Source organism: Burkholderia sp. LFS061 (assembly GCF_047978125.1).
Classification (GTDB): Bacteria; Pseudomonadota; Gammaproteobacteria; order Burkholderiales; family Burkholderiaceae; genus Burkholderia; species Burkholderia pyrrocinia_C.
In genome coordinates, this window is sequence record NZ_JBFPFS010000016.1 from 106,854 (window position 1) to 132,167 (window position 25,314).

Consider the following 25,314-nt stretch of genomic DNA (forward strand, 5'->3'; position numbering starts at 1 on the left):
CATGACACGAGGGCACAGACATGTCGGCATTCCGCTACGAAGCGATCGATCCCACCGGCCGCACGCTGAAAGGCGTGCTCGAAGCCGACAGCGCGCGCGCCGGCCGCAGCCATCTGCGTACGCAGGGGCTCACGCCGCTCGTCGTCGAACTCGCCGGGCAACGCCGGCACGGCGAGCGTCGTCAACGCCTGTCGCTCGGCCGCAAGCTGTCGCAGCGCGAGCAGGCGATCCTCACGCGCCAGCTCGCGAGCCTGCTGATCGCGGGGCTGCCGCTCGACGAATCGTTGTCGGTATTGAGCGAGCAGGCCGAGCGCGAATACCTGCGCGAGCTGATGGCGTCGATCCGCGCGGAAGTCGTCGGCGGGCATTCGTTCGCGAATGCGCTCGGCCAGCATCCGCGCGATTTTCCCGACATCTATCGTGCGCTCGTCGCGGCCGGCGAGCATACCGGCAAGCTCGGCGTCGTGCTGTCGCGCCTCGCCGACTACATTGAGCAGAGCAACGCGCTGAAGCAGAAGATCCTGCTGGCCTTCACGTATCCGGGCATCGTCACGCTGATCGCGTTCGGCATCGTCACGTTCCTGCTGAGCTACGTGGTGCCGCAGGTCGCAAACGTGTTCACCAGCACGAAGCAGCAGCTGCCGACGCTGACGGTCGTGATGCTCGCGTTGTCCGATTTCGTGCGGCACTGGTGGTGGGCGTCGCTCCTGGCGACGGTCGCGATCGTCTTCGCGATCCGCAAGGTGCTGTCGAAGGAAGGGCCGCGGCTCGGGTTCGATCGCTGGCTGCTGACCGCGCCGCTCGCGGGCAAGCTCGTGCGCGGCTACAACACGGTGCGCTTCGCGAGCACGCTCGGCATCCTGACGGCGGCCGGCGTGCCGATCCTGCGCGCATTGCAGGCGGCCGGCGAGACGCTGTCGAACCGTGCGATGCGCGCGAACGTCGACGATGCGATCGTGCGCGTGCGCGAAGGCTCGGCGCTGTCGCGGGCGCTGGCCCATACGAAGACGTTTCCGCCGGTGCTCGTGCACCTGATCCGCTCGGGCGAGGCGACCGGCGACGTGACCACGATGCTCGATCGCGCATCGGAAGGCGAATCGCGCGAACTCGAGCGCCGCACGATGTTCCTGACGAGCCTGCTCGAGCCGTTGTTGATCCTGGCGATGGGTGGCGTGGTGCTCGTGATCGTGCTCGCGGTGATGATGCCGATCATCGAGCTGAACAACATGGTGCAGTGATACGCGGTTCAGCGCACGAACGCGTTCGCCTTCTCTGCGGCAGGCAGTGCGATCTCGCGTTGAATACCGTTGCGATCGACGACGATCGAGCGCGCGCGAACCTCGGCGAGTTTCGCGGCTTCGCCGATCGCCGCGCCGAGCGACACGACGTGCGAAGCGTCGCCGCCGACACTGACGATCGCGGCCGCACGGCGCGCGTCGAACGCGAGCACGCCGAGCAACTGGATCGCATCGCGGCCGTTGTCGGGTTTCGCGCCGAAGAGTTGCGCGCTCGCGGTGACGTCGAACGGCGCGGGCGGCGCGACAGGCGACGGAGCCGGCACGTAGGACACGCTCAGCAAACGCACGGCCCACAGCGAGACGGCGACGAGCGCCGCGCCGGAAGCGAGCGTCGCGACGAGCGGCAGGAGATCGGCGCGGGACGGAACGATGCGGGGCAGCGCGAACGGTTTCATGGCGACGGGTCGATGCGATGGACGAAAGACGATTTCCATTCTTTGATGAAAGGGTGAATGCATGATGACGAGGCACGACGAAACCCGAACGTCGCACGCACGCGGTCCGCATGAGAACGCACGCCGCCGCACGCAACGCGGCTTCACGCTGCTGGAGATGCTTGTCGTGCTCCTGATCGTCGGGCTGCTGGTGGCGGTCGTGACGCTTGCGCCGTCGCGCAATCGCCGCACGGATCTGGCCGAGGAAGCGCAGCGCCTGGCGAACCTGCTCGAATCGGCCGGCGACGAAGCGCAGGTGCGGTCGATGCCGATCGCATGGCAGCCGGTGGGCGGCGGCTACCGGTTCGTGCAGCGCACGGAAAGCGGCACGTGGGCGCCGATGACCGACGACCTGTATCGCGCGCGCCACTGGGGCGCCGAAGTCACGGGCGTGTCGGTGCGTTACACGGGCGGCGGCGAAGCGCCGTCGCGGATCGTGCTCGGCAGCGAAGGCATCGACGTGCCGGTGACGATCACGCTGTGGTCCGGCGACGTGCGCATGGCCGTGGTCGGCACGGGCATCGGCAACTTCGTCGTGCGCCGGCCATGAACCGCTTGCGGCGCCCGCCATGCGCGTGACGCCCGAAAGTGGTGCGCCGAATTGACTCGCGCGGCTGCACGGTTCACCTGACTGTCATAGTGCCCGCTCACAATCTGTCGTTCGCTTGCGACGGAACCGCTCACGGGGGAGCGCATTCCGGCATGCAACGTGCAACTCCACTTCCGTCCAGGGATTCATGACTCGTTCACGGGCGCCGACCGGTGTCCTGGCGCTCGTCGCGTGGCTTGCGTTCGTCGCGTTGTGCATGCGCGGTGCGCACGCTCAGGAGACCGGTTCCATTGCGCGGCCGCCAGGCGGCGCGGTGCACTTCGATCTGCCCGCGCAGCCGCTCGCGAAGACCTTGCAGGACTTCGCGCGGCTCACCGAGCTGATCGTGCTGGCGCCGGCGCCGCTGCTCGACGGGCGCGCGAGTGCGCCGGTCCAGGGCGATTACGCGCCGCGCGACGCGCTCGAGCGGATGCTGGCCGGAACGGGGTTGCGTGCGGAATTCTCGCGTCCGGACGAAGCGATCATCGTCGCGCAGCCGGCCGCCGAGATGGCGCCCGCCACGGCCGACACGCCGGCGGATGCGTCCTTGCCGATCGACGGGATCGGCGATTCCGGCGAGCGGCGCGCGTTCGCGGGCCAGCTGCAGGCGCATCTGATCGATGCGCTGTGCGCGCAGCCGGCGGCCGTGCCGGGCAGCTATCGACTCGTCGCGCAGGTGCGCATCGACAACAGGGGGGCGGTGGTGGCGGTCAACATGGTGGCATCGAGCGGTTCGGCCGCCCGCGACGCGGCGGTGATGCACGCGCTGCGCGCGCTGAAGCTGGACGACGTGCCGCCTGCGGATCTGCCGCAGCCGGTCACGATCCTGCTGCGCCCGGCCGGCAACGGCGTGCATTTCCGTTGCCCGGCGCCGCAGCCGGCCGTTCGGGGCTAGCCGCCATGTCCGACAGCAACCGCTCCGGGCTCAGGCATCTGCTGGCGACGCGCTACGCGTATCTGGTCAGGCGCCTCGAACGGGTGACGGGGTCGAAGGACGGCGCCGCCGACGCACTGCACGAAACCTGGCTGCGCCTCGAGAACGCGAACGTCTCCACGCAGGTGACGAATGCGGACGCGTATATCCTCGGGATGGCGAACAATGTCGCGATCGACCAGCATCGCCGCGAACGGCGCCATCTGCACGACGACGACGTCGAGACGCTGCTCGAGATGCCCGACGAACTGGCCGATCCCGAGCGCATCGTCGCGGCGCGCCGCAAGGTCGATACACTGAAGGACGTGCTGCGCGGCCTGCCGCCGCGGCGCCGCGCGATCCTGCTGGCCGCGCGCGTGGACGGCCTGCTGAACCGCGAGATCGCCGAGCAGTTCGGCATTTCGCTGCGGCTGGTCGAAAGCGAGCTGAGCGCGGCGATGAAGTACTGCCTGCAACGCATGCAGGAAGAAGACGGTGATTCGTACACGGGTTCGCGAGGCGGCCCGCGCAAATTTTGAGCATCCGGACGATGACGAAAGCCCAGGCCGAACCTGCCCACGACGAACTCGACGAAGCGAGTGCGTGGCTGTTGCGTCTGCGCTCGGGGAGCGCGAGCCAGACCGAAGCCGACGCGTTCGAGCGCTGGTGCGCCGATCGTCCGCAGGCCGCCGATCTGCTGCGCGACACCTGGAGTTCGCTGCGCACGGCCGCGACCGAACTCGCGCACGAGGAACGCACGGCCGCTGCCTGGGCAGACGTTGCGAAGCGCGAGCGCACGATGCGCACCGGGCGGCGCGCGTTCATCGGCTTCGCGGTCGCGGCCGGCGCGTCGTGGCTCGCGTTGCGCCCGCCGATGGAATTGTGGCCGTCGATCGGCGATCTCGCGGCCGACTACCACACGGGCACCGGCGAGCAGCGCAGCGTCGCGCTGTCGTCACGCGTGACGGTCGCGCTGAATACGCAGACTCGCGTCGACGTGCTGCCGGCGAGCGATGCCGCGCACGGCGTCGAAGTCGTCGCGGGCGAGGCGGAGATCGACGCGGCCGTGCCGCCGGCCGGCCGCGCGACGCCGATCCAGCCCGTCACCGTGGTCGCGGGCGGCGGCCGCATGCAGGCGACCGTCGCCCGCTTCAATGTACGGCGCACGGGCACGCGGGTCTGCGTGACTTGCCTGTCGGGCACGGTCGCGCTCGAGCATCCGCGCGGCGCGCGGACGCTTAAGGCCGATGATCAAGTCGTCTACGACGATCGCGGCGTACAGCCCGTGTCGCGGATCGATCCGGGTGCGGTCAGCGCATGGCGGCGCGGCATGCTGGTGTTCAACGGCGTGCCGCTCGCGGATGTCGTCGACGAGATCAACCGCTACCGGCGCGGCAAGGTGATCCTGCGCAGCGCGTCGCTCGGCGCGAACCGGATCCAGGCCCAGTTCCCGATCGCGCGGCTCGACGACGTGATCGACATGGTCGGCCGCCTGTATGGCGCGCACATCACGCGCTTGCCCGGCAATATCGTGCTGCTGAGCTGAGCGTCTTCCCGCGTCTTCCTCTTTCCTTCATCGCTCCGCCAGGCGGCTCCTTCGCCTGCTTCCGGGCCACCCGTGCGCTGCGGGTTACGGCCCTTCGATACGACCTTGTCCATGAGGGCCGGCAAACGCCGGGCTGCCGTCAATGGTGGCCCGGTGGTGCGTCGTCGGATCCGAGGCGTGGGTGGCAAGCGCCCCGGGCCGCGCAGCGGTGCGCGGGTCGGGGGAGGTGTGTCGATGGGCTTCGGGCGGTGGCGTGATCATGACAAAAACGCAACGGGATGCAGATTCCGGCGACGCGTTCGCGCGTGCCGAGGATATTCGCGAGGGCGCGGTGCGCTGGTTGCTGTGGCTGCGCGCGGGCGATACGACCGAGCGCGAGTTCGACGCGTTCCGGCGCTGGCGCGCGCTGAGCGATGAGCATGCGCGCACCGTCAGGGAACTGATCTGGATGTGGGCGCTGCTCGAGACGGTCGGGCGCCAGGAGCCGGACGGGCCGACGCGCACGCATTGACGCGGCACACGCGGGCGGCAGCGCTGCCGAATCGCTTGCCTGCTTCGGCGCGCGCCACAAGAAAGTCTGCGGGTTACGCTGGCCCGCTTCGACCTTGTATACGAGAGAGCGAGGGGGCTGTGCAGCGGCACCGGGGGCCGGGAGAAACCGGCCTCCGGATGGTCGCAGGCGTGGGGCGGTGTTTGAATCGGGCGAGGCCTGCCCGTCAGGGCGACGATTCGTCCTGCATGCCGGCACGTGCGCCGCTCCACGCGGCGTCGAGCGGATCGCCCGCGTCGCGCAGCGGCTCGCGCAGAAAGGGAAAGCGTTCGACGAACGGTGCGGATTCTTGCAGGGCCACGATATGGTTGACCATCCATTGCAGCAGCTCGCCGCCGTGCCGGACCTGTTCCGGGCGCCAGTCCGGCATCGTCGAGAAGAGGGCCGAGAAGCTGCTCCAGCGAGACGGACGGTCGTTGTCGCCGGGCCGGAAATAGGTGTTCATCGCGACATCGTGCGCGTCGGTCAGTGTGCCGACGAACAGCCCGTGCGGCGTCGGCACGCCGATCTGCCGCCAGCCTTCCGCAAGTGCGAGCGAGCGCATCACGCGCGCCGCGACGAACGCGATGCGTGTTTCATGCTCGATTTCCGCGAGCGACATCACGCCATTGCGCTGCATGCAGCGCGCGACCGCATGCGGCCGGATCGCGTTCGACGCGAAGCTGCGCAGCACGAGGTCGGGCACCGTCAATTGAAGCTGGAATTCGCGCAGGCCGTGCTCGGCGCTCATCGTCGAGAAGTTGACGAACAATCCTTCGGTGTGACCGAGCACGCCGACGTACGGCTCGAGCCCCAGGCGCGCGAGCTTCGGCGCGATCTGGCGTTCGAGCAGCCGCATCAGGTTGCGGCGGTTGCGCACGCCCGCGAAATCGTCGATGCCGCGCGTGACGACGTCGCTGATTTCCCAGCGGCGCTCGTCGGCGACGAGCCGCGGCGAGCCGCTCAGGTCGAACCGGGCGCGGCCGTGCGCCACGCGTGGATCTACGTACATGCCGGTGCCTCGTGCATCGATTGCGGGCGGACCGCCGCGACGGCGCGTCGTCGCGCGGATCCGGTCGCCCACGATGCTGCGGCGCCGAAAGCGCTCCGTCAAGTGCGATCGCGTCGCGCCGGACGCGCGCGCATGCCGTTGCGGCGGCCCCCGCAATCAACCAGACAGTGTGGGGTGACCCGATGATGCGCACGATCGTGGAACGCTTTGTCGAGCAGAGCCCGATGACGATCATGACGCGGCTCGTGCTGCAGTGCGCGCTGCACGACGACTGGATCGGCGCCGCGGCAGATGCCGGCGACGAACCCGACGACGAGTCGACCCGCGAGGCGCTGTTCGCGCTCGCCGTCGACGCGATCGCGGCGCTTGCCGCGTGGCAGCGGATGCCGGATGCAGCCGGCGCGGCTGCGCCGGGGTTCGGCGCAGCCGTGACGGCGCTGCACGACCGCATGAGCCGATGGCGATCCGGTTGGGGGCGCGCGCTGGCGAAGGACAGCGTCGAACTGCTGCTGCCCGTCGCGTCGGTGCGCACCGTCGACGGCGCGCGCGCGGTCGACGGGATGCGGCTGCGCGTGCTGGACGGTGCGGGCGATGCATGCGCGCCGCTGGCCGACGGTTGCGGCTGCGGACGCGCGTGCGACGGCCCCGCGCGCGATGCCGCCGCGGGCGGGCTTCGCGTGCTGCCGGTCTACGATCCGGATCTCGGGATGATCGTCGACCTGCTGCCTTACGAGCGTGGCCGCTCGCATGAGCGCGCGTTCGTCGGCGCGCTGCTCGAAACGGTCAGGCCGGGCGAGCTGTGGATCGTCGACGGGCGCTTCGATACGGACGCGATCCTGTCCGGCTGGCCGCGCCGCGGCGGCGCGTTCGTCGTGCGTGAATACGGCCGCCCGACTGCATGCCGGCCGCTGGGCGACTGGCAGGAAGCCGGCGGCCTCGGCGACGGGCGCGTGTACGAGCAGGCTGTCGGCATGGCCGGCGACGGCGGGGTGTCGGCCGCGTTTCGGCGGATCGAATGGCGCCGCGCCGCGGCGCACGGCGCAACCGGCGAAATCGTCACGTTGCTGACCGATCTGCCGGCCGAGCGGTTCGACGCACCGCAGATCGTCCAACTGTCGTGCCGGCGCTGGCGCGATGCGTTGCCGCTGCCGCTCGAGCCCGTGACGGGCGGCGCGCCGTTCGGCGGCGTGCCAGCGCGCGCGGCGCTGCTGGCGAGCGGGATCGCGGCGTTCGCGTACAACGCGTTCAGCGTGATGACGCGCGTCGTCGACGGTGCGCTCGCGCTCGACGCGCGCGACGTCGAGCGCCTGCCGTCGCTGATCGCCGACGGCGTGACGGCCACCTATGCGGGGATGATGATCGCGCTGCCGCCCGAGTGGTGGGAGCGTTACGATCAACTGCCCGCGACGGCGCTCGGCCAGATCGTGCGCATGCTCGCCGTGCACGTCGATCCGCGCAGCGGACGGCGCCGGCGTCGCGACAACCGGCTGTCCGCGAAGTCGCAGGCGCTGCTGCGCGCGGCGACGCTCGAGCGCCTGATGCACGACGACGGCGACGATCCGGCCGCGAACGTGTTCAGCCTGCGCACGATCGCGATGGCGACGCGCGACTTCAGCAGCAATCCGTCGAAGGCGCTGCGGCACGCGGGCGAGGCGCTCGTGATGGTCACCAAATACAACCGGCCGATCGCGCTGCTCGTGTCGATCGACGACTGGAACCGGCTGCTCGGCGAAGTGCGCGAGACGAGCCTCACGCGGCTGTCGTTCGATGCGGCGGCGTCGCCGGGCGTGCGCCCGGTCGCGTTGAGCGAATCGTCGTTGAACTAGCGGGCGCGGATGCGGAATACGGGCCGATGACCGCGCGTTGCCGGCCCGCCACGCGACGCGCACACCGCTTCCGGCTTCAGCTCGCGAGCCGCCGCACCCAGATGACCGACGTCCACGCGAAATTGCCGCTGCCGTAGCGCGCGACCAGCGTGTCGACGCGTGCGTCGATGCGCGCCGAATGCACGCGGCAGTGCACGATGAAATAACCGCTGGTCACGCCGACGGACGAGCCGTCCGGCAACGTCGGGTTGCCGCCCTGCGCGGGCAGCAGGTATTCGGCGATGTCGCCGGTGCTGACGAAATATGCGGTGGTGCGCCGGTCGACGAGCCGCTTTGCCTGGCTGGGCGACAGCGTCGGAATCGCGGCGACGAGCACGGGCTCTGCCGCGGTGTTCGCGTTGACGACGGTCAGGTCGGGCAGGATCGTCACGAACGGCGCGAGCGTTTCGATCGCATGTGCGTCGTAGCCGGGGATGCGCGCGAGATCGTCGACGGACACCAGTTGCAGCGGCCAGCCGCCGGGGCCGTTCGCGTCGCGCAGCGAGCGCAGCATATAGTCGGCCGTCTGTTGCGCGAGCGCGGGTTCGAGCGATAGCTGGCTGAGCAGCCGCCGGTACGCCAGCACGCCTTCGCCGTTGGACTGCCACGGCTTGCCGGGCGCCACGCGCGACACGAGGTTCATCAGGTTGAAGCGCGCCTGCGCATCCTCGACGCTGCCCGAGATCCACGCGCGCGACAGCTCGGCGTTGACCGCCAGCGCGTCGGACGGCAGCAGGTCCGAGAGCTGCACGTCGGCGACCGGCAGCGACCACGGCTGGCCGACGAATGTGACGTTCGACGTCGCGCTTTGCGCGCGCAGCGTCGCGCGCGCCCATTCGACCGCGGCGCGCTCCACCCAGATCGTCTGCGTCGCGAGCCGCTGGTTCTCGACGTCGCGCGTCGCGACCTGCTGGCGCCACAGCACGCTGGCCGCGAGCGTGGCCGCCAGCGCGACGACGAGCAGCACCGTCACGATCGCGATGCCGCGTTCGCGGCGCATGTGCGTGGTCCTTCCTGTCCCGTCTCGATGCATCCGCGTGCCCCCGCAGTGTCGGCGCGGCGCGCTCAGATCTCGAACGCCAGCCACGCATGCGCGATGCTTGCATGCGCAGATGACGTGACGCCGAACAGCGCGGCGAGCCCCGCCACCCAGCACGCGAGCGTCGCGGGGCGCATGCCGTCGGCCGCCAGCGGGCCGACGAGGCTGGCGATCGCGTGCGAGCGCCACAGCAGCAGCACGAACAGCGCGCAGCCGACGGACATCGCGATGCCGAACATGTGCAGCGCAACCGCCGGGCGTCGCGTGAACGGCGCGCGGTGATGCCGCTGGTTCGTCGCGACGATCGCGACCCCGTGCGCGACGGGGACGATCGCCATGGCGAGCGTCCAGAACAAAGGCTGGTCGCTCGACGGATTGATCAGCAGCAGCGTGCCGATCGTCCAGATCGGCGGAGCGAGCAGCGTGAGCGCGGTCCACGACAGCAGTTGCCACGCGAGCCAGGGCGTGCGCCAGCGCAGCGGCGGATTCGGCGCTGCGTGAGCGGCGGGCGGAAGCCGCCGGCCCGGCGTGCCGACGGCGCCGGACAATCGCCCGGCGAGCCACCGTACGAGCATCGTCGCGAATGACATGGATTGTCCTGTCGTTGATGTTGTCCGTTCTCAATAGCTAGGACGAAGCGGGCGGGCGCAAGCCGCAGGATTTCGTGCGGGCCGGCAGTTTGCCGCGCAGCGCATCGCGAGTCAGCGGTGCGTAAACGGTATCGGCGCGGCCCCCGGCCGGGCTTTGCGTGCGTTTCGTGAATATCTTCAGCGGAATGTCACAAAAACTTCCCGGTTGAAACCGGAGGATGGTGCCGGCCGCACGCTGGCGCGTTGCGTTTTCGCACGTCGGCCAGCAAGACGGCGACACGTTTGCCGGCGGTCCGCGCGAAGTATGGGCCGCTGAAGAGCCGGATATCGGCCGGGCAACGGCACGCACACGAAACGGGGGCCACGCAAGGTCATGCGCCGCGTCTCGCGAGCATCGCGCGAGGGGCTGGCTGCGCGCGCATTGCAGTCCGCGCCTTGTCGGTTGCACGGCATGGCACACGCGGGCCGCTTGTGTCGACCGTTTGCCCGTGGCGGCAGATCGGTCGACGTCACGCAAAAAAATTGCGGCAATGCGCGCTTCGTTCCGTCTAGGTAGGTGGGAGCTGCGACTTGGTGTGCCGTACGCGGCCCCGTTCGCGACCGATGCACGATGCACATGCGTCGTGTCGGCGGGCGGGGCAACGCGGACGCGCGCATTTTTCTCATCACGCGGCGTGAAGCCGACAGGTGCATGACAGTGGAACAGTTCGAGGAAACCCGGCCGGCCGGCGATAGCGGCGCGGCGCCGGACGACGTATCGGCGCGCGAAGCGGAAGCGCTCGCGCCGGTCATCAACCTGCGCGACACGGGGCGCTTCCTGCAGGTGCTCGAGGCGCTCAAGTGCTCGCTGGCCGTGAGCCGGCGCCCGTCCGGCGTCGCGGTGATCGGCGTCGACGGCGGCGTGCCCACGCTGTCCGCGTGCCTGTTGCCGCGCTCGATGGGAATGGCCGTGTCGGGTAACCGGCTCGCGGTCGCGACGATGCACGAGCTGATGGTGTTTGCCAACGTGTCGACGCTCGCGCCGCTTTATCCGGGCCGCCCGGATCATTACGACGCGATGTTCGTGCCGCGCATGTCCTACTACACCGGCGATCTCGACCTGCACGACATGGCGTTCGACAAGCACGTCGTGCTCGCGGTCAACACGCGCTATTCGTGCATCAGCGTGATCGACGGCTATTTCAACTTCACGCCGATCTGGCAGCCGCCGTTCGTGACGGCGACGGTGCCCGACGATCGCTGCCACCTGAACGGCATGGCGTTTGCCGATGGCAAGGTGCGGTTCGCGACCGCGCTCGGGATGAGCGACGAGCCGTTCGGCTGGCGCAGCGGGATGGCCGGCGGCGGGATCGTGATGGAGGTGCCGTCCGGCCGGGTCGTCGCATCGGGGCTGTCGATGCCCCATTCGCCGCGCGTGATCGGCGGGCGTCTGCACGTGCTCGAAGGCGGTCGCGGCCACGTGCTGCAGATCGATCCGCAATCGGGCGCACGACGGGTGCTCGCGAAGCTGCCGGGTTTTACGCACGGTCTCGCGGAATACGGCGGCGTGCTGTTCGTCGGACTGTCGAAGCTGCGCGACAAGCGCGGGCCGCAGGGGTTGCCGATCGAAAGCGAATCGGATGGGCTGGTCGCGGGGGTCGCCGCGCTCGACGCGAACAGCGGCGACGTGCTCGGCATCCTTCAGTTCTTCAATGGCGTCGACGAGGTCTTCGACGTGCAGGTGCTGCCGAACGTCCGGCGTGCCGAAATCCTGAGCCCGCATCAATGGGCCGAGACGCCGTCGATCGTGACGATGCAGGGCGGCTTCTGGCAGACGCGCCCGCGCGAGGACGACGAGCCCGCGAACACCGGCGGGCGAGCGTGATGAAGAGCGATTGTTGCGGGTTTTCCGGCGTCGTTTCGTCCTTATCGGTAGACGCGACGCATGCGGTGCGCGACGCGTCGTCGCAACGGGCGGGCGGGGTGCTGTGGCTCACGGGGCTGTCGGGCGCGGGCAAGACGACGCTGGCCGACGCGCTGGCGGCGCGGCTGCGCGAACGATGCGTGCAGCCGGTGGTGCTCGACGGCGACCGGTTGCGGGCGGGACTGAATCGGGATCTCGGCTTTACGGTGCACGATCGCTTCGAGAACGTGCGGCGCATCGCCGAGGTCGCGGCGCTGTCGAGCGAATCGGGCGCGCTTGCGATTGTCGCGGTCATTTCGCCGCTCATGGCGATGCGCGACGAAGCGCGATCGATCGTGGGGCAGGCATTTCGCGAAGTGTATGTGAGCACGCCGCTGGCCTGCTGCGAGGCGCGTGACCCGAAAGGGCTGTATGCGAAGGCGCGGTGCGGCGCGCTGCCGGAATTCACGGGCGTCTCGTCGCCGTACGAGCCGCCGGTGGAAGCCGATCTCACGATCGACACCGGCCGCGCATCGCTCGCGGCGTGCGTCGATACGCTGATGCGATTCGCGCACGCGCAGTTCGGTTGCGCGGCGGATGCACGGGCTGTGCAGATGCGTTGCGGCTGAGTTCGAATCGAAGCGCGTGAAAAGCATTGCGCTGATCATGCTAAGGATGACGAATGAAACGTCATCAAAGTGAAACAGGCATTTGATAGCGAAGCGGGCGACGGGTGCCGGGCACTTCGCTGCGATCCGGAACAACAAAGGGGAATGGCGCATGCCGCCGAGAGTAGACCGCAAGTCACGCGAACGATGGCGGCTGAACTGCCGATGCCTGGCCGGCGCCGCGCTGGTCGGAGGGTTGGGCCTCGCGCCGGGCATTCATGCGCAGGAAGCCGCCGCGCCGGCCGCGAAAGCGGCACCGTCGGCGCCGCAGACGTTCGACGTGAATGCCTTCGTGGTGCGCGGCAACACGACGCTGCCGACGATCGAGATCGAGAAGGCCGTGTACCCGTTCGAAGGGCCGGGCCGGACGCTCGCCGACGTGAACGCGGCACGCGACGCGTTGCAGAAGGCCTACCAGGAGCGCGGCTATCAATCGGTCGTCGTCGAACTGCCGCAGCAGCAGGTGAAGAACGGCGTGATCCTGCTGCAGGTGACCGAAGCGAAGGTCGGGCGACTGCGCGTCGACGGCGCGAAATACAACTCGCCGCAGAACATCCGCGATGCGGTGCCCGCGCTGGCCGAAGGCCAGGTGCCCGATTTCAACCAGGCGCAGCAGCAGCTTACCGACCTGAACCGCTCGGCGGACCGGCAGGTGATCCCGGTGCTCAAGCCGGGCGCGCTGCCGCAGACGGTCGACGTCGACCTGAAGGTCGACGATCACAGCCCGCTGCACGGCACGCTCGAGCTGAACAACGACAACAGCCCCGGCACGTCGACGTTGCGCACGAGCGCGAGCCTCAGCTACTCGAATCTGTGGCAGCTCGGTCACGTGATTTTCGGCACCTATGTGATCGCGCCGCAGCATCCGAACGACGCGCGAGTCTACGCGTTCTCGTATCTCGCGCCGATCAGGGATTCGCGCTGGAGCTTCCTCGCGACGGTCGTGCACTCGGACAGCAACGTCGCGTCGGTCGGCGGCACGAATGTGCTCGGCAAGGGTACGACCTACGGCTTCACCGCGATCTACGCGCTGCCGGCGACGGAGACGTATGCGCATTCGGTCAGCATCGAGATCGACCGCAAGCATTACGACGAGAACGTGAGCCTGGTGGGCCAGACGTCCATGGCGCCGCTGACCTACGTGCCGGTGACGTTCTCGTACAACGGCCAACTCAGCCTGAAGAACTCGCAGACGTCGTTCTCCGCGTCGCTGACGACGAACATCCGCGGCCTCGGCAGCGACTGGGGCGCGTGGGATAACAAGCGCTACAACGCGACGCCCGATTTCGTGTACGGCAAGTTCGACGTCAACCACACGCAGCGTTTCGCGAACGACATGCAGGCCAATGCGCACGTGAACGCACAGATCTCGAACTCGCCGCTCGTGTCGAGCGAGCAGTTTGCCGCGGGCGGGATGAACAGCGTGCGCGGCTACATGCAGGCCGAGAACACGGCCGACAGCGGCGTGATCGCGTCGCTCGAACTGCGCAGCCCGTCGCTCGCGAAGTGGCTCGGCGGCGCGGTCGGCAGCCGCCTGAACGAGTGGCGCTTCCACGCATTCTTCGACGCCGCGCATCTGTGGCTGCTGAGCCCGCTGCCGGAGCAGACGTCGCGCTTCAACCTGATGAGCGTCGGCGTCGGCACGCGGCTGCAGATCATGAAGTACGCGAGCGCGGATTTCGAGGCCGGCTGGCCGTTGAAGGCGGGCGTCTATACGCGGCAGTACAGCCCGCGATTCGATTTCTACGTACGGCTGGGGTTCTGACGGAATTTTTTTGATCGTGCCGGGGCGATGCGAAGAGCGCGGCGCCCGCACATTGGGGGAGTGGATCGTGAAGCGAGTCTTGTTTTTCCTGTTGACGGTGATGCTGGGCGTGCTGCCCGGCATCGCGAACGCATGGTGGCAGAACGACTGGTCGTACCGGAAGGCGATCACGATCGACGCGAGCGCGAAGGGCGCGAATCTCGCGGAATCGGCTGGCCGCGTGCCGCTGCTGATCCGTCTGCATTCGGGCAACTTCCAATTCGACGGGCTGGCCGACAACGGCGCCGATATTCGCTTCGTCGCCGCCGACGACAAGACGCCGCTGAATTACCACATCGAGCAATACGATCCGGTGCTTGGCGTCGCGCTGATCTGGGTCGACGTTCCGAGGATGCCGGCCGGCGCCGCGGAGTCGATCTGGATGTATTACGGCAACAAGAAGGCGCCGGACGGCGGCAAGCCGGCCGAGACGTTCGATGCCGACTACACGCTCGTCTACCACTTCAACGGTGCGGCGGGCGCGCCGCCGAAGGATGCGACCGCATACGGCAACAACGCGCAGAACGCGTCGTTCCGCACGGTCGAGGACGGCATCGTCGGCAAGGGCGCGCGGTTCGACGGAAGCGGGTCGCTGACGCTGCCGGCAAGCCCGTCGCTGAACCTGGCGGCAGGCGGCAGCTTCACGTTCAGCGCGTGGGTGAAGCCGTCGGCGCTGGCGCCGAACACCGTGCTGTACAGCCGTCGCGACGGCGCGAACGCGCTGCTGATCGGTCTCGACAACGGCGTGCCGTTCGCGGAAGTCGACGGTGCGTCCGGCAGCCCGGCGCCGGTACGCACGCCGGCCGCCGCACCGGTCGCGGCGAACCAGTGGACGTATCTCGCGGTCACGGCCGACGGCAGGAACCTGACCGTCTACGTGAACGGCAAGCAGGCCGCGCAGGTCGCGGCGGCGCTGCCCGCGCTGAACGGTGCGGCGACCATCGGCGCGGACGCCGCCGGCGTGCCGGCCGGCCTGGCCGCTTACGCGGGTGCGCTCGACGAACTGCGCTTGTCGAAGGTCGCGCGCTTGCCGGTCGCGCTCGCCGTCGACGCACTTGCGCAGGGCTCGGAATCGAAGCTCGTCGCATACGGCGCCGACGAGAAGCAGTCGGGTTTCGGCTTCGGCTACTTCGGCGTGATCGTGCAGTCGGTGACCGTCGACGCGTGGGTCGTGATCACGATCCTGCTCGGCATGGCGTTCGTGTCGTGGATCGTGATGTGGACGAAGGCGCGCTATGTCGGCACCGTCGACAAGGCGAACCAGTATTTCGTGCAGCGCTTTCGCGAGGTGGCCGGGCGACACCTGGTCGGTCTCGCGCATGTCGACGAAGCGAGCGACGATGGCCGCCGGCTGTACCAGTCGTCGCTGTACCGGCTGTACAAGGCCGGCGTGCATGAAATCCACAGCCGCGTGGACGGCAACGGCCGTACGGTGATCACGACCGAATCGATCGAGGCGATCCGCGCGTCGATGGATGCGACGCTGGTGCGCGAGAACCAGCGGCTGTCGAAATCGATGGTGCTGCTGACGATCGCGATCTCGGGCGGCCCGTTCCTCGGCCTGCTCGGCACGGTGGTCGGCGTGATGATCACGTTCGCGGCGATCGCCGCGGCCGGCGACGTGAACGTGAACGCGATCGCACCGGGTATCGCGGCCGCGCTGCTCGCCACCGTCACGGGCCTGTTCGTCGCGATTCCCGCGCTGTTCGGCTACAACTACCTGCTGATCCGCAACAAGAACGTGACCGCGAACATGCAGGTGTTCGTCGACGAATTCGTCACGCGACTCGCCGAAGCGCACCGCACGCCCGATCACGCGGTGCTGGCCGACTGAACGCACGCAGGAGACCACCATGCAGGTTCAGGACGACGAAAAGCCGTACGACGACATCAACATCACGCCGATGCTCGACCTCGCGTACGTGCTGCTGATCATCTTCATCATCATGACGACCGCGTCGGTGCAGGGCATCAAGGTCGACCTGCCGAAGGCGAGCTCGTCCGCGAGTCTCGCGAAGCCGAAGACGAAGGCGATCACGGTCGCCGATTCGGGGCAGGTCTTCCTCGACGCATACCCGGTGACGATGGACGAGCTCGAGAGCCGGCTGCGCACCGAGAAGGCGACCAGCCCGGAATTCCCGATCGTGCTGAAGGGCGATGCGGCCGTGCAGTACCAGAAAGTCATGGACGTGCTCGACCTGCTGCGCCGTCTCGACCTGTCGCAGGTCGGGCTCGTGACCGGCAAGGCGAAGCAGGGCGGCTAGCGCGATGGAAATGACCTATAACGGCGGCCCGCCGCAGAAAGGCCCCGGTCGCTTCGTGAAGCCGGTTGCGATCGCGCTCGTGCTCGCGGGGCTGGCCGCGCTGATCTGGCATTTCGCGGGCGATACCGCGGGCGTGAAGCGCGTGAGCGCGCCGCAGGTGACGACGGTGATTCCGTTGCCGCCGCCCCCGCCGCCGCCGAAACAGAAACCGCCGCCCGAAAAGGTGAAGGAAGAGGTCAAGACGCCGGTCGACCGGCCGACGATCGCGCCGAAGCCGTCCGAGGCGCCGAAGCCGTCGGACAACCAGCCGAAGCAGATGACGATGAATGCGCCCGCGCAGGCCGGCACCGACAGCTTCAATATCGGCGCGGGCGACGGCTCGGGGATGATCGGCAGCGGCGGGGGCGGCAAGTTCGGCAATGCGAGCTATGCGCAATACATGGTGTACGTGCTGCAGCGCGCGATCGAACAGGACAAGGGCGTGCAGGAGGCCGGCGGCGCGCGCTTCGTGGGCAGCCTGAACCTGTGGATGGATGCGTCAGGGCGAATCACGAAGGTGACGGTCGCGCAGTCGACCGGCGACGCGAAGATCGACGCGGCCGTGGTCGCGGCGGTCGAAGCGCTCGGCAGGGTCGACGAGGTGCCGCCGCCCGCGACCGCGTATCCGGTGCTCGTCAGGCTCCAGGGGCGAAAGCCGGCATGACGATGCGTGCGCGACATGGCGAATCAATCATGGGGCGGCGCCGTTGCACGGATGCTGCCGGAAAAGAAACGAAAATTGTTCGGAGTGCTTCGATGATTCGGAAGATGAACGGACGGGGCGCGGCGCCCCGCAACGGCGTGCCGCCCGCGCGCCTGTCGCGCGTCGGCGCGGCGGTGCTGACGCTCGGGCTGACGTGCGCGAGTGCCGCGCACGGGCAATCGCTCGAGGCGCAGGCGGCGTCGGGGAAGGCCGCGCCGACGGAGAGCGTGGTGATCAACCTGATCAACCTGCTCGTCAAGCGCGGCGTGCTCACGCAGCAGAATGCGAACGAGCTGATCAGCGAGGCGCGCACCGAGGCCGTGCAGGCGCGCGCCTCGCGTGGCTCGGGCGCGGCCGTGGTGGCCGGCGCCGCCGTGGTCAACCCGCCGACGCAGCCTGGCGATGTCGCGGTGCCGTACGTGCCGCAGCTCGTGCGCGACCAGATCCGCGACCAGGTGAAGCAGGAAGTGATCGCGCAGGCGAAGGCCGAGAACTGGGCGCAACCGAACACGTTCCCCGACTGGGTGTCGCGCATCAAGCTCGACGGCGACCTGCGCGTGCGTGACGAATACCACTTCTACGGCAGCCGCAACGCGAACAACGTGACGAACTTCGCGGCGATCAACCAGGGCGGCGGATTCGACATTAACCCGAATACCAACACGACGCAGTTGCCGACGCAGAACACCACGCAGAACCGCAACAATCTGCTGCGCTACCGCGCGCGGCTCGGCGTGACGGCGACGCTGTCCGACGACATGATCGCCGGGATCCAGCTAGCGAGCGGCAACGACAACGGGCCCGTGTCGACCACGTCGACCGCCGGCGGCGGCTTCGCGAAGAAGAACATCTGGTTGAACAAGGCGTTCTTCGCGTACCGGCCGACGCCGTGGCTGAACCTGACGGCCGGCCGCTTCGACAATCCGTTCTTCAAGTCGGACCTGGTGTTCTCCGACGACCTGATGATGGACGGGCTCGCCGCGAACCTGCGCCATGCGCTGCCGTGGAATCCGGACGTGACGCTGTTCGGCACGCTCGGCGTGTTCCCGATCCAGTACACGAGCGAGAACTTCCCGTCGAACAGCACCGACAAGGCCGGCAGCGACACGAAGTGGATGTTCGGCGCGCAGTTCGGCGCGGACTGGAAGATCGATGCGAAGAACCGGCTGCGCGGCGCGCTCGCGTACTACGACTTCCAGAACATGCGCGGCACGCTGTCGTCGCCGTGCGCGCTGTATCTCGGCGCGACGAGCTGCAACACCGACAACGAGGCGCCCGCGTTCATGCAGGGCGGCAACACGCTGATCGCGCTGCGCAACATCGTGCAGAACCCGAACCTCGCGCCGGGGATGACGCCGCAGCCGCAGCTCTTCGGGCTTGCCTACAACTACCGGCTGCTCGACCTGAAGGCGCAGTGGGACACGGTGGTGGCGGATCGCTTCAAGCTGCGCCTGGACGGCGAATACGTGCGCAACCTCGCGTACAACGACAACAAGGCGTTCGCGGCGGCGTCGCTGCCGGTCAACAACTACGAATCGACGTCGGTGAACGCGACGCGTGCCGACTATCGCAGCGGCCCGAACGGCTTCCTCGCGAAGGCGACGATCGGCGAGCCGGAGCCGCGCGAGAAGGGCCAGTGGAATTTCTCGATCGCGTACAAGTACCTGCAGCCGGACGCCGTGCTCGACGCGTTCAACGATCCCGACTTCCATCTCGGCGGTACCAATGCGCGCGGCTACGTGATCGGCGCCGCGTACGCGGTCGCACGCGACACGTGGGTGTCGGCCCGCTACCTGAGCTCGAAGGAAGTGTACGGGCCGCCGGTATCGATCGACGTGCTGCAGATCGAGCTCAATGCTCGCTTCTGACCGGAGCCGCGAATGAACACGACTTATCGCACGATGCTCGCGGCCGGTGCGGCCGCCGTGCTGCTGCTGGCGGCCGGCGGCGCGCACGCGCAGAGCATCGAGGACAAGCTGCGCAGCCAGTTGCGCTCGACCGTGCAGGAGCTGCGCCAGTTGCAGGACAGTCAGGCGCAATTGCAAAGCGACAAGGCGGCGGCCGAGAAGCAGCGCGACGACGCGCTCGCGCAACTGAAGGCGTTGCAGGGGCAGCTAGCGGCGGCGCGCGGCGATTCGGGCGCCGAGGCGGCCGCGAAGCGCGCGCTCGCGCAGGAGCGCGCGGGCCGCGAGCAGGATGCGAAGTCGCTGGCGAAATACAAGTCGTCCTACGAGGACCTGCTCGCCGTGTCGCGCGCCCGCGATGCGCAGCACACGCAGCTGCAGAAGGACGTCGCCGCGCGTGACACGCAACTGAAAACCTGCGAGGCACACAATGCGGAGTTGTATCGCGTGGGCCACGAGATTCTCGACGCGTACGAGCATGTCGGGATCGGCACGTTCCTTTCGTCGCGGCAGCCGTTCGCGCAGTCGGCGCGCGTGAAGTATGACGATCTCGCGCAACGCTACGGCGATGCGCTGTATGCGGGCAAGTACGACCCGGCCGCGCGTCCGGCCGCTGCGGCACCGGCGTCGGCACCGACACCGACACCAGCGGCGGCGAGCGCCCAGTGAGCGCACGGCTCGAAGCCGCACTTGAACCGATCGATTCGATGAACACGGAGAAGACAGACATGCAAGACAAGCAACCGAACGCCGGCGACGAACGCGCGGCACACGATGCGCCGATCGAAGCGATCAGCGCCGAGCGCCTGGCCGACGTGCTGCGTCGCGCGGGCTACCGCGTGACGGCCGCCGAGCAGAACGGCACGGTGCAACTGATGAGCGCGAGCCAGGGCATCGGTTTCGCGGTGCGCTTCGGCAACCCGGCCACGGCGTTCGCGCCGCAGGGCGCCGATGCGCAGGCCGCGGGGCTGCCGTATATCGACTACACGTTGTCGTGCGTGCTGCAGGTGCAGGGCGAATTGCCGGCCGAGCTCGTCGCGGACTGGAACCGCACCAAGCGCTTTGCGCGTCTTGCGAGCCACGGGGCGTTTCTCGCGCTGGAGATGGACGTCGTCGTCGCGGGCGGCGTTTCCGAGCGCTACCTGCGCTCGACGATCGAGCTGTGGGACCGGTTGATCCAGGAATTCCTGCTGCACCTGCGCAACCGGCCCGCGATGGCCGAGCAGGAAGCGGCGGCGCGTGCGGCGGCCGGCGAACTGGCGGCGGCTCCGTCCGAGGCTCCGGGTACGGCTGCACGCGAGGCCGCCACGCAGTCATGAACACCGCGAGCGGGAGCGCCGGCCGCCGTAGCGTTGGCCGCCGGATCGCCGCCGCGCTGCGCGCGCTGCTGCCGGATGGCCGGCCCCCGGATGGCCGTCCGGGGCCTACGTCCGCCACTGACGCCCCCGCCGCGTGGGTGATGTATGCGGAAGGCGTCGCACAAGGGCTGCGGACGGTGCTCGACGGCGACGAGGCAGCCGTGTGCCGGCTGCGCGCCGACCTAGGGCGCTGGGCCGACCGGCTCGCCGATACCGGCGACGACGTGCCGGTGCTGCCGGTGCGCGCATGGCTCGACCGGCGCGGGCACGTGATGCGGGTCGACAGCGCGCCGGCCAGCGATCCTGCGGTCGACGCCGCGCTGCACGACGCGCTGGTGGGCCGCGCGATCGGCACGGCGCCGCCGCGCGGGATGACACAGCCGATCGTGATGCGCGTGACGCTGACCGGTATCCGCTAGCTCGGGACGGCGAGGAACGGAACGACGCGGACACCGCGCGACGTACGGTGTACGCAACTCAAAAAAGCAATCGAGAGGGCTGTCGAATCATGATGACGAAAGTAAAGACGCTGGCAATGCTGGCGGGCAGTTTCGCGCTGAGCGCGCCGCTCGTCGCGCACGCACAGGACGACGTGATCGCGAACGCCGCGCAGGCGTCGGTCACGCAGGCCGACATCGCGGGGCTGTTGAAGGCGGTGAGCCCCGAAGGGCGCGAACGCCTCGCGGCCGACCCCGCGGCGCTGGAACAGGTCGTGCGTTCGACGCTGGCACAGAAGGCGGTGCTGGCCGAGGCGAAATCGAAGGGCTGGGACAAGCAGGCGCAGGTGCAGGCGGCCGTCGAGCAGGCGCAGCGCGACATCGTCGTGCGCAGCTATCTGACGTCGGTGAGTGCGCCGCCGGCCGACTATCCGTCGGACGCGGAGATCCAGTCCGCGTATGACGGGAACCGTGCCGCGTTCACCGCACCGCGCGCGCTGCACGTCGCGCAGATCTATATCGCGGTGCCGCCGAACGCGGATGCCGCGACGCTCGACAAGGCGCGCAAGCAGGCGGCGGGTCTCGCGAATCGCGCGCGCAGCGGCGATTTCGCGGCGCTTGCGAAGGAGAATTCGCAGGACAGGGCGAGCGCCGCGAACGGCGGCGATCTCGGTTTCGTGCCCGACCAGTCGATGCTGCCGGCCGTTCGGCAGGCGGCCGACGCGCTGAAGCCGGGCCAGGTCTCCGCGCCGATCCAGACGCCGGCCGGCTTTCACGTCGTGAAGCTGATCGACGTGCGTGCGGCCGCGCCGCGCCCGTTGGCCGACGTGAAGGAGCAGTTGCGAGCGATGCTGCGCGCGCAGCGCACGCAGCAGAATGCGCAGGCGTATCTCGCGAAGCTGGCCGCGAACGCGCCGATCAACGAAGACGCGCTGAAGAAAGCGCTCGCGTCGGCCCGGTAGGCACACTCATGGCACCTGTCCTTTCGACGCCGCGTGTCGCGGCACCCGATGCGCGCACGCCGGCGCGGCGTCGCCCGGCCGCCGCGTCCGACCGTCCGCGCATGCCGAAGGCGAACCCGTGGCCGGGCCGGCCCGGCGAATGGCCGACGCATTGTCCGCTTTGCTTCGGCGCGCTGGAGCCGTTGCCCGGCGCGGGAGGCCATGCGCGGCACCGCAGCGCGCGGTGCTCCGCGCAGTGCGTGCTCACGACGCGCCAGTATCAGCCGGACGAGCCGACGATACGCGGCGCACGCGACGCGCAGGTCGCCGCGCTCCATCGCGAGCGCTTCATCGCGCAGTGGCCGCGTCATTACGCGCTGATGCGGCGCGCGTGGCCCGCGCTTACGATCGGCCGCTTCATCGCGGTGATCGCCTGCGTGGACGTCGCTGATCTCTGGTCGTACCGGATGCTGCGCGACGACGATCTCGCGGCCGTGCTGCTCGTGCAGGCCGGCTTCCTGCGCGTGCCGGATGCGTCGGGCGTCGATACGTCGGGCGTCGATACGCCGGGCGTCGACGCGTCGGCCGGCGATGCGCGCGCGCCCACGGTGCGCTGGGTGCGGTTCTGGTTCGACGCGAGCGTGCGCGACGTCGGCGATCTGTGGGCGGCCGGCAGCGAAGCGCCGCCGCTGTTTCGCGTCGACTATCGCGAGCCGCTCGTCACGCCGTATCCGACCGGTGCGCAGGTGCATGCCTGGCAGCCGGTCGACGGCATGCGCGATGCATGGGCGCAGCACGCCGATGCGCATGAACGGGCCGTCGACGCGACCGATCGCGCGGCGTTCGAGCGCTTTCTGGCGCGTGCGCAGGCGTCGGGTGCGAGCGTGTGAGCGCGGCACCGCGAGCCCGATGAAGCCATCACTGAAGGAGCCGCGGATGAAGATGCGACGAAACGGAATCGCGACGATCGTCTGCCTGCTGCTGGCGGCCGGCGCGCACGCGCAGGGCAGCCGCGCGGCGGCGAGTGCGGCCATGCCTGCGCCGGCCGGTCCGGGTTCGGCCGCGAAGCCGGTGTGCGTCGATGCGGAAGTCGACGGCAAGCGCGCGCTGTCGTACGACTGCCTGAGCCAGCAACTGAAGCCGAAGGCCGAACCGCAGGCGGGCGCATCGCAGACGGATTCGGAGCGGCTGTCGAAGCAGCCGTCGAACCGTCTCGGCACGTTCAACCTGTCGACTGAGCGGAATCGCTTCGGCTCGAACTGGGGCCGGTCGGTGACGCCACAGCGGCCCGATGCGCCGGTCGCGGTGCCGCCGAAGTGAGGCATACGGCTGGTAGCGCGGCGCGGGCATCGACGGGCAGGTGGCGTTGCGGCGCGAACCGACGAGGAACTGCGACATGAAAGCCGGCAAGCACACGGGCCGGGCGGCGGTGTTGCGGGCGATCGCGGGTGTGCTCGCGTTTGCCTGCGCATGCTCGACGGCGCCGGCCGCGGAACGATCCGCGCTGCCGGGAGCCGCACCGCCGACCGTCGCGTTGCCGAACTTCGCCGCGCTGGTCCGGCGTGTCGGCCCCGCCGTCGTCAACATCAGCGTCACGCGCGAAGTCACGCAGATGGGCATCCAGTTGCCGCCAGGCATTGCGCCCGATCATCCGCTCGCGCCGTTTCTCGCGCGGCGCGTGATCGGCAACCGCGAGGAAGTGAGTCTCGGCTCCGGCTTCATCGTCAGTGCGGACGGCGTGATCCTGACCAACCGGCACGTGGTCGGCGACGCGACCAACATCGACGTGAAGCTGACCGACAAGCGCCAGTTCAAGGGCCGCGTGATCGGCAGCGATCCCGTGTCCGACGTCGCGGTGATCCGCATCGACGCGCACAACCTGCCGGTCGTCGAGACCGGCGACCCCGCGCGCACGGAGGTCGGCGACTGGGTGATGGCGATCGGTTCGCCATACGGGTTCGCGAACACGGTCACGCAGGGCATCGTCAGCGCGAAATCGCGCTCGTTGCCCGGCGAGCGCGCGATTCCGTTCATCCAGACCGACGTGCCGATCAACCCCGGCAATTCGGGCGGCCCATTGTTCGACCTCGGCGGCCGCGTGATCGCGATCAACTCGATGATCTTCTCGAAGACGGGCGGTTATCAGGGGCTCGCGTTCGCGATTCCGATCGACATCGCGCTCGACGTGAAGGACCAGTTGCTGCGGACCGGCAAGGTCACGCGCGGCCGGCTCGGCGTGGCCGTGCAGGAAGTGAGCCAGGCGCTCGCGCGTTCGTTCGGCCTCGCGAGCCCGGACGGCGCGCTGATCACGATGGTCGAGCCGGACGGCCCGGCCGCGCACGCGGGCCTGCGGGCGGGCGACGTCGTGCTCGCGGTCGACGGCAAGCCGGTCGCCGAATCGGCGGACTTGCTCGGCACGGTCGCGGGCATGCGTGCCGGGCGGCAGGCCGACCTGATCGTGTGGCGCGCGGGCCGGGCGATGCATGTGGTCGCGACGGTCGGCGCATTCGACAGTGGTACGGCGTCGGCCGGTGGCGAGCAAGGGCCCGCGCGGTTCGGGCTCGCACTGCGCGCGGCGACGGAGCAGGAGCGCCAGCGGCTCGGTGTCGGCCAGGCGCTCGTCGTCGAGCAGGCGAGCGGCCAGGCTGCCCGCGCTGGTTTGCAGCCGGGCGACATCGTGCTGTCGGTGAATGGCGCGCCGGTCGCGAGCATCGGCGCGCTGATGACCGAGATCGACGCCGCGCACGGCAACGTCGCGCTGCTGGTCCAGCGCGGCGGCACGCGGCTGTATGTGCCGATCGAGATCGGGTGAGCGGGTACAGCCGGGCGGCACGAAGGCAATGCGAGAGCAGTGCGAATTACTGCGTGAATGACCGCGCGAGGGCCGCGCACGAAACGGCGCGCGGGCGATTCGTCGAAACGGGAGGCGGGATGAAGCGAATGCAGGAGTGGGGTGCATCCGGAGGGCTGCGGGCAATCGTCGTCGCATTTGCGCTGGCCGTATGTGTCGAGCCGGGCGCCGCGCAAACGGCCGACGTGCCGCAGACGTGGATCCGCTACGGGCAGCTCGCCGGGCAGCAGTTCCAGGCGTGGCTCGAAGCGGACGGCGACGCGGCCGACCGGCTGCACCGCTATCTCGAAGCGCGTGTGCTGAACGCGAGCGCCGATGCACCGCCGCCCGCGATCGTCGTGCGCGCGTGGATCGGCGCGAACGGCGTCGTCACGCGCGTCAAATTCGCGTCGCTGGGAGATCCCGACGCGGACGCGACGCTGCGGCAACTGCTCACGGCCGGCGGCCTGCTGGCCGAGCCGCCGCCGCCCGACATGCTGCAGCCGTTGCGCGTGCGCCTGCGGCTCGCGCCGAATCCCGACGCGGCGGCCGCCGCACCGGCGTCGGCGATTCGGGGCGCTGTACCGGCTTCGGCCGCGTCACCTCGCGGTGAGGCTTCTTCGGCGCTTCCGGTTCCTCCGGCTGCGTCGGCGCCGGTACGGGCGGCAT

The 25,314-nt window shown here is 69.2% G+C and carries 26 protein-coding genes; 22 read left to right on the plus strand and 4 right to left on the minus strand.

Annotation, left to right across the window (positions count from 1 at the left end; genetic code table 11):
- Positions 1-20: 20 nt before the first annotated feature.
- Positions 21-1,238, plus strand: a complete 1,218-nt coding sequence (gene gspF, locus ACNQQL_RS16775) for a type II secretion system inner membrane protein GspF (protein WP_347064790.1) — start codon at positions 21-23, stop codon at positions 1,236-1,238.
- A gap of 8 nt (positions 1,239-1,246) precedes the next feature.
- On the opposite strand, the gene ACNQQL_RS16780 is transcribed toward gspF, so the two are convergent.
- A complete protein-coding gene (locus tag ACNQQL_RS16780) occupies positions 1,247-1,693 on the minus strand; it encodes a type II secretion system protein N (protein WP_347064791.1) in 447 nt (148 codons plus the stop codon).
- A 61-nt stretch (positions 1,694-1,754) separates the two neighbouring features.
- Here ACNQQL_RS16780 and gspH point away from each other — a divergent pair, with 61 nt between their 5' ends.
- From gspH to ACNQQL_RS16805, 5 genes are all read left to right on the plus strand, one after another.
- On the plus strand, positions 1,755-2,282 hold the full coding sequence (gene gspH, locus ACNQQL_RS16785) for a type II secretion system minor pseudopilin GspH (RefSeq protein WP_347064792.1): 528 nt from the start codon (positions 1,755-1,757) through the stop codon (positions 2,280-2,282).
- Positions 2,283-2,469: 187 nt separating this feature from the next.
- Entirely contained in the window at positions 2,470-3,216 is a 747-nt protein-coding gene (locus ACNQQL_RS16790; protein ID WP_347064793.1) for a secretin and TonB N-terminal domain-containing protein, read from the plus strand.
- Positions 3,217-3,221: 5 nt separating this feature from the next.
- Entirely contained in the window at positions 3,222-3,773 is a 552-nt protein-coding gene (locus tag ACNQQL_RS16795; protein ID WP_347064794.1) for an RNA polymerase sigma factor, read from the plus strand.
- A gap of 11 nt (positions 3,774-3,784) precedes the next feature.
- Positions 3,785-4,780, plus strand: coding sequence for a FecR family protein (locus tag ACNQQL_RS16800; RefSeq protein WP_347064795.1), 996 nt, complete (start codon positions 3,785-3,787; stop codon positions 4,778-4,780).
- Between the two features lie 259 nt (positions 4,781-5,039).
- Positions 5,040-5,291: a FecR/PupR family sigma factor regulator gene (locus tag ACNQQL_RS16805; protein WP_347064796.1), complete on the plus strand. Its 252-nt coding sequence runs from the start codon at positions 5,040-5,042 to the stop codon at positions 5,289-5,291.
- 205 nt (positions 5,292-5,496) lie between these two features.
- Here the strand turns inward: ACNQQL_RS16805 and ACNQQL_RS16810 are convergent, their stop codons facing one another.
- Complete coding sequence (locus ACNQQL_RS16810) at positions 5,497-6,321, minus strand: hypothetical protein (protein ID WP_347064797.1); 825 nt, start codon at positions 6,319-6,321, stop codon at positions 5,497-5,499.
- Between the two features lie 182 nt (positions 6,322-6,503).
- Between ACNQQL_RS16810 and ACNQQL_RS16815 the strand changes: the two genes are divergently transcribed.
- The gene (locus tag ACNQQL_RS16815) at positions 6,504-8,147 is read left to right on the plus strand and encodes a transposase (protein WP_347064798.1); all 1,644 of its coding nucleotides are present in this window, start codon (positions 6,504-6,506) and stop codon (positions 8,145-8,147) included.
- Between the two features lie 76 nt (positions 8,148-8,223).
- Here ACNQQL_RS16815 and gspK read toward each other — a convergent pair whose 3' ends face one another.
- Positions 8,224-9,186 (minus strand): type II secretion system minor pseudopilin GspK, encoded by a 963-nt coding sequence (gene gspK, locus ACNQQL_RS16820; RefSeq protein WP_347064799.1) that lies wholly within the window; start codon positions 9,184-9,186, stop codon positions 8,224-8,226.
- 65 nt (positions 9,187-9,251) lie between these two features.
- Complete coding sequence (locus ACNQQL_RS16825; protein ID WP_347064800.1) at positions 9,252-9,815, minus strand: hypothetical protein; 564 nt, start codon at positions 9,813-9,815, stop codon at positions 9,252-9,254.
- 691 nt (positions 9,816-10,506) lie between these two features.
- On the opposite strand from ACNQQL_RS16825, the gene ACNQQL_RS16830 reads away from it, so the two are divergent.
- The 15 genes from ACNQQL_RS16830 to ACNQQL_RS16900 form a co-directional block, all read left to right on the plus strand.
- Positions 10,507-11,679, plus strand: a complete 1,173-nt coding sequence (locus ACNQQL_RS16830; protein WP_347064801.1) for a TIGR03032 family protein — start codon at positions 10,507-10,509, stop codon at positions 11,677-11,679.
- The gene (gene cysC, locus ACNQQL_RS16835; protein WP_416392623.1) at positions 11,679-12,326 is read left to right on the plus strand and encodes an adenylyl-sulfate kinase; all 648 of its coding nucleotides are present in this window, start codon (positions 11,679-11,681) and stop codon (positions 12,324-12,326) included. Before ACNQQL_RS16830 ends, cysC begins: the two co-directional genes overlap by 1 nt.
- Before the next feature lie 151 nt (positions 12,327-12,477).
- Entirely contained in the window at positions 12,478-14,130 is a 1,653-nt protein-coding gene (locus tag ACNQQL_RS16840) for a ShlB/FhaC/HecB family hemolysin secretion/activation protein (RefSeq protein WP_347064803.1), read from the plus strand.
- Between the two features lie 67 nt (positions 14,131-14,197).
- A complete protein-coding gene (locus tag ACNQQL_RS16845) occupies positions 14,198-16,003 on the plus strand; it encodes a DUF2341 domain-containing protein (RefSeq protein ID WP_347064804.1) in 1,806 nt (601 codons plus the stop codon).
- A 19-nt stretch (positions 16,004-16,022) separates the two neighbouring features.
- On the plus strand, positions 16,023-16,433 hold the full coding sequence (locus tag ACNQQL_RS16850; protein WP_347064805.1) for a biopolymer transporter ExbD: 411 nt from the start codon (positions 16,023-16,025) through the stop codon (positions 16,431-16,433).
- A 4-nt stretch (positions 16,434-16,437) separates the two neighbouring features.
- On the plus strand, positions 16,438-17,136 hold the full coding sequence (locus tag ACNQQL_RS16855) for a TonB family protein (RefSeq protein ID WP_347064806.1): 699 nt from the start codon (positions 16,438-16,440) through the stop codon (positions 17,134-17,136).
- A 92-nt stretch (positions 17,137-17,228) separates the two neighbouring features.
- Entirely contained in the window at positions 17,229-19,043 is a 1,815-nt protein-coding gene (locus ACNQQL_RS16860) for a putative porin (RefSeq protein WP_347064807.1), read from the plus strand.
- 12 nt (positions 19,044-19,055) lie between these two features.
- A complete protein-coding gene (locus ACNQQL_RS16865; protein WP_347064808.1) occupies positions 19,056-19,748 on the plus strand; it encodes a hypothetical protein in 693 nt (230 codons plus the stop codon).
- Positions 19,749-19,807: 59 nt separating this feature from the next.
- Positions 19,808-20,398, plus strand: coding sequence for a YbjN domain-containing protein (locus tag ACNQQL_RS16870; RefSeq protein ID WP_347064809.1), 591 nt, complete (start codon positions 19,808-19,810; stop codon positions 20,396-20,398).
- Complete coding sequence (locus ACNQQL_RS16875) at positions 20,395-20,856, plus strand: hypothetical protein (protein ID WP_347064810.1); 462 nt, start codon at positions 20,395-20,397, stop codon at positions 20,854-20,856. The genes ACNQQL_RS16870 and ACNQQL_RS16875 overlap by 4 nt, the downstream gene beginning before the upstream one ends.
- Before the next feature lie 89 nt (positions 20,857-20,945).
- Entirely contained in the window at positions 20,946-21,836 is an 891-nt protein-coding gene (locus ACNQQL_RS16880) for a peptidylprolyl isomerase (RefSeq protein WP_347064811.1), read from the plus strand.
- An 8-nt stretch (positions 21,837-21,844) separates the two neighbouring features.
- Positions 21,845-22,705 carry a hypothetical protein gene (locus tag ACNQQL_RS16885; protein ID WP_347064812.1) on the plus strand — a complete coding sequence of 287 codons (861 nt, stop codon included), beginning with the start codon at positions 21,845-21,847 and terminating at the stop codon, positions 22,703-22,705.
- Positions 22,706-22,751: 46 nt separating this feature from the next.
- A complete protein-coding gene (locus ACNQQL_RS16890; RefSeq protein WP_347064813.1) occupies positions 22,752-23,135 on the plus strand; it encodes a hypothetical protein in 384 nt (127 codons plus the stop codon).
- A 76-nt stretch (positions 23,136-23,211) separates the two neighbouring features.
- The gene (locus tag ACNQQL_RS16895) at positions 23,212-24,627 is read left to right on the plus strand and encodes a Do family serine endopeptidase (protein ID WP_347064814.1); all 1,416 of its coding nucleotides are present in this window, start codon (positions 23,212-23,214) and stop codon (positions 24,625-24,627) included.
- Positions 24,628-24,746: 119 nt separating this feature from the next.
- A partial coding sequence (locus ACNQQL_RS16900; RefSeq protein WP_416392624.1) for a hypothetical protein occupies positions 24,747-25,314 on the plus strand: 568 nt, incomplete at its 3' end.